General features: G+C 74.0%; 6 protein-coding genes. 3 read left to right on the top strand and 3 right to left on the bottom strand.

The window, feature by feature from the left end; genetic code table 11:
* Nucleotides 1–169: 169 nt before the first annotated feature.
* Nucleotides 170–1,153: a hypothetical protein gene (locus B7L92_RS02735; protein WP_081235903.1), complete on the top strand. Its 984-nt coding sequence runs from the start codon at nucleotides 170–172 to the stop codon at nucleotides 1,151–1,153.
* A gap of 13 nt (nucleotides 1,154–1,166) precedes the next feature.
* On the opposite strand, the gene B7L92_RS02740 is transcribed toward B7L92_RS02735, so the two are convergent.
* From B7L92_RS02740 to B7L92_RS02750, 3 genes are read right to left on the bottom strand one after another with little or no spacing between them, the layout of a single operon-like run.
* Entirely contained in the window at nucleotides 1,167–3,449 is a 2,283-nt protein-coding gene (locus B7L92_RS02740) for an ABC transporter permease (RefSeq protein WP_081235904.1), read from the bottom strand.
* Between the two features lie 45 nt (nucleotides 3,450–3,494).
* Nucleotides 3,495–4,244 carry an ABC transporter ATP-binding protein gene (locus B7L92_RS02745; RefSeq protein ID WP_081235905.1) on the bottom strand — a complete coding sequence of 250 codons (750 nt, stop codon included), beginning with the start codon at nucleotides 4,242–4,244 and terminating at the stop codon, nucleotides 3,495–3,497.
* Entirely contained in the window at nucleotides 4,241–4,756 is a 516-nt protein-coding gene (locus B7L92_RS02750) for a PadR family transcriptional regulator (protein ID WP_081235906.1), read from the bottom strand. The genes B7L92_RS02745 and B7L92_RS02750 overlap by 4 nt, the downstream gene beginning before the upstream one ends.
* A gap of 127 nt (nucleotides 4,757–4,883) precedes the next feature.
* On the opposite strand from B7L92_RS02750, the gene B7L92_RS02755 reads away from it, so the two are divergent.
* Together B7L92_RS02755 and B7L92_RS02760 are read left to right on the top strand one after the other, a co-directional pair.
* Nucleotides 4,884–6,155: an ABC transporter substrate-binding protein gene (locus tag B7L92_RS02755; RefSeq protein WP_081235907.1), complete on the top strand. Its 1,272-nt coding sequence runs from the start codon at nucleotides 4,884–4,886 to the stop codon at nucleotides 6,153–6,155.
* Nucleotides 6,156–6,401: 246 nt separating this feature from the next.
* Nucleotides 6,402–7,507 (top strand): alpha-amylase family glycosyl hydrolase (locus B7L92_RS02760; RefSeq protein WP_255310731.1); only part of this gene is annotated, 1,106 nt, incomplete at its 3' end.

Below are 7,507 nucleotides of genomic sequence, written 5' to 3' on the forward strand. Positions count from 1 at the left end.
AGGCACCCCGGTACCCGGCCTGGACGCCTCCACCCAGGCCCTCGTCAGCACCTACCGGGAGTTGCGCGGCCGGCGGTGAGGCACGGTGCGGGAGGCGGACGGCACGGCGCCGTCCGCCTCCCGTACAATCCCCGGCGATCATGGAAGCGAGCGCTCGGGGGAGCATCAGGTGGCACGCGCACGAGGAAGCTGGACGGACGGCACGCTGACGGCCCGGTCCTTTCTGAAGCCCCACACGGTCGCCCGGGCGGTGTTCCACCCCGCGTGGATACCGGACTCGCTCGATCCGACCGTGGAGCGCCTCAAGCGCTTCCGGGTCGTCGCCGGAGCGGTCGCCTCGCTCGGCGTCTACACCTTCGTCGAGGGCGGGTTCGCCCTCACGGAGCTGCTGGAGAACGCGCTGACCGCGTCGGCGGTGCTGCTGTTCCTCACCCCGCTGACGGTCGGCGTGATGCTCTTCGTCTGGCGGAGCACCGGTACCGTGCGGCAGCTCCGGGGGCCGCTGCTCAACTCCCTCAAGCTGCTCCTGCTGTTCGTCGGCAGCGTCGTCGGCCTGGCGTTGCTGGTGCAGACGACCAGCACGTCGGGCGGCATCCTGCTGTCCCTGGTCGGCGGCCTGGCGATGATGTGGCTCATGGTCTTCGTGGTCGCCGGAGCCGTGCGGGTCTCCGGCAACCTCTTCGGGGCGGCCGCCGTGCACCGCTCCCTGCCGGCGCTGCTCGCCGCGGTCACCAGCTGGCTGATGGCGGTCCCGGACCTCATCACCGGTGATCTGCACGGGCTCAGCCTCACCCTGGGCGTCGTCTTCATCCTGGGCGCGCCCGTCACCGTCACGGCCATCGCCCTGCTGGAGACGGGCCGGCTGAAGCGGCGCTACGGCATCCGGCTGCGCACGCACCCGGCGAGCCTCCCGCCCCTGCCGGGCCCCGTCCCGACGGGACTGCCGCACGTACCGCCGCAGGGCAACCCCTACGGCCACCCGCACGTCCCCCACCCGCAGCACCCGTACGCCCCGTACCCGCAGGGGCCGGGTCCGCAGCACCCGTACGGGCCGGGCCCGCAGGGGCCGTACGCGCCCGGGGGGAGCGGCAACCCGTACGCCCCGCGGCCGCCGTACCCCCCGCGGCACCCCCGGGGCCCCTACGGCGGCTGACCCCGCCGGGAGTTCAGGCGACCGCGCTCAGCGTGTCCGCGAGGCGGCGGCGGGCCGCCCGTGCGGCCGGGAGGGCGGCGAGGGCGGCGGCGCCCAGCACGGCGGCCGCCCCGAGCAGCAGCAGGAGCACGGGGGAGGGCCCCTGGGCGATGCCGGCGCCGATGCCGCTCGACCTGCCCTGGGCGTCGATCAGCCAGTGCGCCAGCGGCAGCCCCAGGGCGGTGGCGACGAGCACGGCCGCCAGCGCGGTGCCGGAGGTGGCCGTGACCGTGATCGCGGTGATCTGCCGGGGGGAGAGGCCGATGGCCTTCAGCGCCAGCAGGTCCCGCTCGCCCTCGCGGACCGTGCCGCCGATCGCCGTCAGCAGCTCGATCAGCCCGATCAGGGCGAGGACCACGATCAGCCCGAGCACCACCGCCCGCAGCGGGGACAGCCCGTCGGCCGGGTTGGCCACCGCGTGCACGTCGAGATGGCCGCGCCCGGCCTCGGTCAGCCGGTCGGCCACCGCCTCCGGGTCGGCGCCGGGGGCCAGACGGAGGTGGTGGAGGGTCGGCCGGAGGTCCGGGTCGTTGGCGCGGAGGGTGTCGAGCGAGGTGGAGATGACCCGGCCGGCGTTCTCCGGTTCGATGCTGCGGCCGACGATGTGCAGGATCTGCGGCCGGTCGCCGACGGTCACCCGCACCCAGTCGCCGACCCGGACGTGCAGCAGATCGAGCAGCCCCTGCCCGGCCACCGCCTCGTCCGGGCCGCGCGCGGCCCGGCCCTCGGCCAGGGTGAACGGGTACGGCTCCCGGTGGGTGCCGAGACCGCGCAGGGCGATGGTGGCCGTCTGCCCGGGCACCAGGGCGGCCACTTCCACGCCCGGGTAGGCGGCGGTGACCTGCGGATCGCGCTCCAGCAGGGCGCGGACCTCCCGCTCGCCGGGACCTGCGTCGGCGCGGACGCTGAGCGCGGTCGGCAGCCCCACCCGCTCGGGGGTGCTGTGGAAGCGGTCCAGGGTGGTCCACGCGCTCATCGCCACCACGATCAGCAGCAGCGGCAGCGCCAGCCGGGCCACCGCGCCCAGGGAACGCGGGCGGCGGGTGAACGCCCGGTGCCAGCCGAGCACCAGCGCCGGCGGCACCCGTGCTCCCAGCGCCCGCCGCGCCACGCCCGTCAGCCGGCCGGCCGGGGGAGCCGAGGGCCGCGGCACCGGCACCGGCGGCACCCGGCCGGCCCGCCAGGCGGCGAGCCCGGTGGTCGCGCCGATGAACAGCACCGCCCCCACCGGCACCGCGAACAGCGCGGCGGTGTGCCCGGGCAGCCCCTGCCACACGCCGACCGCGTCGCCGAGCCGCCCCGGCACCGCGCTGCCCAGCGCCTCGGTGAGCACGGCGGCGGCCACGGCGCCCAGCAGGGCGTAGACCAGGTGCTGGACCAGGAAGACGCGGACGACCTGGCCCGGTGTGAAGCCGATCGCCTTGAGGACGGAGATGTCCCGCAGGTGCCCCCGGATCCGGGTGCCGATCGCCCCGTGCACGGCGAACCCGGCGGCGATCAGCGCGCCCAGCCCGAACAGGCCCAGCACCTGGCCGAGCAGCCGGTTGTCGCCCTGGGCCTCGGCACGCGCCTGCTGCCAGGTGGTGACCTCGCCGATCGCCCCGGCGCCCAGCACGGTTACCGCCCGCTGCACGGCGTACCCGGTGTCACCGGGGTCGGTCAGCCGGAGCCCGACCACCTGTCCGCCCGGGTCCGCCACGGCCGACGGCAGGGCCCACACCAGGCCCGGCCGCTCACCGGGCCGGTAGCGGGGCTCGGCGCTGTCGGCGACGCCGACGACGGTCAGCTTCCGCGCGGTGCCGGACACGGTGAGCGTGTCACCGGGTGCCGCCAGCAGCGCACCGGCCAGACGGCTCTCCAGGACCACGCCGTCGGGGACGGCCGGGTCCAGCCAGTGCCCGGAAGTGACCAGCGGGCGGCCCACCTCGGGGCGCTCGACGGTGCCGCGCAGCTCGACCGAGGCGCGGCTGCCGCGCGAGACGAGGGTGGCCGGGGCGGTGGGGTGGGGGCCGGTGACGGACTCCACGCCGTCCAGGTCGGCCAGCTTCCCGGCGTCGGCGGCGGCGGTGGTGTGCAGCGTCACGTGCGCGCCGTGCGCCTGCGCGAAGACGCGCTGCCAGGGGTTGGTCGCGTACCCGAACAGGGCCGTGGCCAGCAGCAGGGACGCGACGATGCCCGCGGTGGCGAGGACCAGGAACAGCGCCTCGCCGCGGTGCGTGCGCAGATCGGAGTGCGCCCAGCGCAGGGTCGCCCGCACCGGCCTCAGTCCCCCGGCGCGCAATGGTCGTACCAGGCCCGCATGTCAGTCCTTCAGCTCCAGGACCCCGGATATGCCCTTGCCGCGCGGTGGCACGCCGTCGAGCTCCGCGTCGTCGGCGATCCGCCCGTCGAAGAAGCTGATCACCCGGTCCGCGGCGCTCGCCAGCCGGGCGTCATGGGTGACCAGCAGGATCGTCTGGCCCCGCCGGTGGAAGCGGGACAGCAGCCGCATCACCTCGCGGGTGCCCCTGCTGTCCAGGCTGCCCGCGGGCTCGTCGGCCAGCAGCAGCGGCGGGTGGTTGACCAGCGCCCGGGCCAGCGCGACCCGCTGCTGCTCGCCGCCGGACAGCTCGCCCGGCATGCTCCGCTCCTTGCCCTGAAGCCCCAGCTCGGCCAGCAGCTCCTCGCGCTCGGCGCGGGCCTTCCTCGGCGGCACCCCGGCGAGCAGGGCGGGCAGTTCCACGTTGTCGGCGACCGACAGGTCGGAGACGAGGTTGAAGAACTGGAAGACGATCCCGATCCGCTTGCGGCGCTCCACCGCCCAGCGCGCCTCGCCGTAGCCGTCGGTGCGCTCGCCGTCCAGCCAGATGCTGCCCGCGTCCGGCCGCTGCAGTCCGCCGAGCAGGTGCAGCAGCGTCGACTTGCCCGCGCCGGACGGACCGGTGATCGCGACGAATTCGCCGCGCGTCACGCTCAGATCGACCCCGCGCACGGCGTGCGCCGGGGCGCCCTCGCCGTGGTGCGTCTTGACCAGGCCTTCGGCACGCAGCACGGGAGCGGTGCTCTCGCTCACTGAAGCCCCTCCAGCTCTTCCTGGCACCGCTCCAGCCAGTCGAGGTCGGCCTGCAGGTGCAGCATCGCGCCCTCGATCAGCAGGTGGGCGATGCGGTTGTCCCGGTCTTCGGCGGCGGCCAGCTTCGACAACTGCCGCATGGTGTTGAGGTACTGGCGCCGCTGCCGGTTGATCAGGGCGATCTGGTCGGCGAGACCGGTCTGCGGGGCCAGGGCCAGCTTCATGAAGAACTCGTCCCGCACCCGCGGCTCGTCCGCCGTCTCCTCGTACCAGGCGTGCAGCGCCTCCCGCCCGGCGTCGGTGAGGTGGTAGACCTTCTTGTTGGGCCGGCTCGACTGCTCGACGTCCTCGCCCTCGATCAGCCCCGATTTCTCGAGGCGGCCGAGGGTGACGTAGATCTGGCCGACGTTCGGCTGAGGGTACGCGGAGCCCAGCAGTTGCTCAAGGTCCTGCTTGAGCTCGTAGCCGTGGGCCGGGCCGCGCGCGAGCAGGGCCAGGAGGGGCAGCCGCACTCGTGCTCTCCTCCTCGCATCCCGAGTTGTGTGCCGCGGGCCCTAGTATCGCGCATACCTAACGGGTATACATGGCCTCTGACTCCCGGACAAGGGTGCCCGGGTGCCGGTGTACAGGGAGGAACCTATGCGGTGGATCCGTGCCGCGGGTAGGGGCCTCCTCGTCCTGGTCGTGGTCCTGACCGGTTACGTCGCCTCCGGAGCGCGGGCCGGCGAGGCCGGCGCGGACGGCCGCGGCCCGCTCACCCTGGCCACCGCCGGCGACCTCACCGGCTATCTCGGCTCCGTCCTCGAGGGCTGGAACCGCACCCATCCCGGGGAGAAGGTCACCCTCGTCGAACTGCCCGACTCGGCCGACGAGACCCGCGCGCAGATGATCACCGACCTGCGCGGCGGCGAGCGCGGCCGGTTCGACGTGCTCAACATCGACGTCAGCTGGACCTCGGAGTTCGCCGCCGCCGGCTGGATCCGCCCGCTGCCCCGTGACCGCTTCCCGCTCGGCACCTTCCTGCCCCGGGTGGTGGACACGGCGACCTACGACGGCCGGCTCTACGCCGTCCCCTACGTCACCAACGCCGGACTGCTCCTGTACCGCAAGGACGTCCTGGCCGAGGAGGGCGTCGAGCCGCCGCGCAGCTGGGCCGAGCTGGAGCGGATCGCGAGGACCGTCGCCCCGGAGCACGGCCTCGACGGCTACGCGGGCCAGTTCCTGCCCTACGAGGGCCTGACCGTCAACGCGGCCGAGGCCGTCTACTCGGCCGGCGGCACCATCCTCGGCGACGAGGGCGAGCGCGTCACCGTGGACTCCCGGGCGGCCAGGGAGGGCATCGGCTTCCTGGCGCGCGGGGTCCGCGAGGGCTGGATCCCGCAGGAGGCGCTGACGTACAAGGAGGAGGAGTCCAAGCAGGCCTTCCAGGACGGCCGGCTGCTCTTCCTGCGCAACTGGCCCTACGCCTACGTCGCCGCCTCCGCCCCGGACTCCGAGGTCGCGGGCAAGGTGGGCGCCGTGCCGCTGCCGGGGCTGGACGGTCCGGGGACGAGCGTCCTCGGCGGCTCCAACCTGGCCGTCAGCAGCCACGCCCGGCACCCCGACTCCGCGGCGCGCCTGATCGCGTACCTCACCGGCGAGCGGGTCCAGCGCCAGGTCCTCACGCGCGGCGCGCTGCCGCCGGTGCGGGCCGCGCTGTACGACGACCCCGAACTGGTCCGGCGGTTCCCCTACCTGCCGACCCTGCGCGAGAGCGTGCTCGCCGCCGCCCCGCGCCCCAAGAGCCCGCACTACGACCAGGTGAGCCTGGTCGTGCAGGCCGTCGCGCACGACGCGATGACCGGGCAGCAGACGCCCGAGGCCGCGGTGCGCCGGCTGGCGACCGAGCTTGCCGCCGTCTCCTCCCGCTAGATCCTCCTAGTTACTTGTTAGGTAACGCCGACGTCTCATTCGTCGGCGATTCGTCCGGATATGAATCCTTTTCACCCCGGCAACTCCCTGGCAGCTTCCGCGCATTCGTTGACACCCTCTCGACACGCCTACTTAACATGCATGCATAACCGCCGGCCCGGAGTCCCGGGCGGCCTCCGCACGCACAGACAGGTCGACGGGGTGAGTCTCCAGCACATCGACACCCACCACTGGTGGCGCGACGCAGTGATCTACCAGGTGTACGTCCGCAGCTTCCTGGACAGCACCGGTGACGGCATCGGCGATCTCGCCGGAGTCAGGGCGGGGCTGCCGTACCTGAGGAAGCTCGGCGTGGACGGGATCTGGCTGAGCCCCTTCTACCCCTCGCCGCAGCACGACCACGGCTACGACGTGGCCGACTACACGGACGTCGACCCGGTCTTCGGCGACCTCGCCGAGTTCGACCTGCTGGTGGACGCCGCCCGGCGGCTCGGCATCAAGGTGCTGCTGGACATCGTCCCCAACCACTGCTCCAGCGAGCACCCCTGGTTCCGCGCGGCGCTCGCCGCGGCCCCCGGCAGCCCGGAGCGCGCCCGCTTCCACTTCGCCGACGGCCGCGGACCCGACGGCGCCGAACCGCCCAACAACTGGCACGCCATGTTCGGCGGCCCCGCCTGGACCCGCCTCACCGAGCCGGACGGCCGGCCCGGCCAGTGGTACCTGCACATGTTCACGCCCGAACAGCCGGACTGGAACTGGCGCAACCCGGAGGTCGCCGCCGAGTTCGACCGCATCCTGCGCTTCTGGCTGGACCGGGGCGTCGACGGCTTCCGCATCGACGTCGCCGCCGGCCTGTTCAAGCACCCCGAGCTGCCCGACTCGCCCGACCCGGAGGCCGACGCCCGCACCCGCGACTCGGTCAACCCGCTGGCCTGGAACCAGCCCGAGGTGCACGAGGTGTGGCGGCACTGGCGCGCGGTGTGCGAGGAGTACACCGCCCGCGACGGCCGCGAACGCCTCCTGGTCGGCGAGGTCTCCGTCCCCAGCGCCCGCGAGCACGCCCAGTACGTCCGCCCGGACGAGCTGCACCAGGCGTTCTTCTTCGACCTGCTCGGCGCCCCCTGGGACGCCGACGCCTTCCGCAAGGTCATCTCCGAGGCCATGGAGGACATAGCCGGCACCGGCTCCACCGTCACCTGGGTCCTCAACAACCACGACCAGGTCCGCACCGTCACCCGCTACGGCGAACCCACCCCCCAGGGCAGCGGACTCGGCGCCGCCCGCGCCCGGGCCGCCGCGCTGCTGATGCTGGCGCTGCCCGGCGCCGCATACGTCTACCAGGGCGAGGAACT

It is taken from the genome of Streptomyces viridosporus (assembly GCF_002078235.1).
Classification (GTDB): Bacteria; Actinomycetota; Actinomycetes; order Streptomycetales; family Streptomycetaceae; genus Streptomyces; species Streptomyces viridosporus.